The organism is Vibrio sp. 1249-1 (genome assembly GCF_033340495.1).
In genome coordinates this window covers 1-579 of the sequence record NZ_JAWOWJ010000881.1, presented here as the reverse complement: position 1 = coordinate 579, position 579 = coordinate 1, and the positions used below count along the sequence as shown (strand labels likewise).

The 579-nt window shown below is 48.4% G+C and carries 1 protein-coding gene; it reads right to left on the bottom strand.

Translation table 11 applies throughout. The annotated features are described in order from the left end of the window. Positions 1-579, bottom strand: a 579-nt coding sequence (locus tag R7Z50_RS29450; protein ID WP_318150008.1) for a glycosyl hydrolase family 8, incomplete at both ends; no start/stop codon positions are given.

The following is a 579-nucleotide window of genomic DNA, read 5'->3' as shown; positions in this document are numbered from 1 at the left end:
GCGTCGTCGTAATAATGATCATTTTTGTCCACCCCAAAACCCTTTTGAGCACCAAGAAACTGCGTCTCCAACAGCGTAGATTCACCAGAAGCCGCGAGCAACGGAAGAGCCGCAGCAGAAAAACCTGCACTTCCTGATTGGGTATATTTACCCGTTTCAGTATTTACTTCTCTCGCTGGTGCACCAAGGGCTTTGGTTGCCGCCACAAACGGCTGCATTTTTTGCACTAATACTGCTTTTTCTGAAACTTGATCATTTAACATGCCCACCCAAAGATAAGTGCGGATCGCGTTGTAACTGCCTATCGGCCCAGTGACCCCATCTGAGCTATAACGACCATTTCTCAATGTCGCCCAGTCTGGGCTAAAGCCAGCTGGCATCGTTTTCTCTAGCATGTGAACACTTGCCTTATACATTGAATCCCAGTTGTATTGCGGGTACAGAGACTGCATACGAGCAATCAGTTGTAACGGAACATAACTCGGATTCACACGGTACTGGCCGTCGGCATCAAAGCCCGTTGGAGCTGGCAACAATACCGTTCCAACTCCCGCTATGTTGACGGTTTCTTCACGTAAA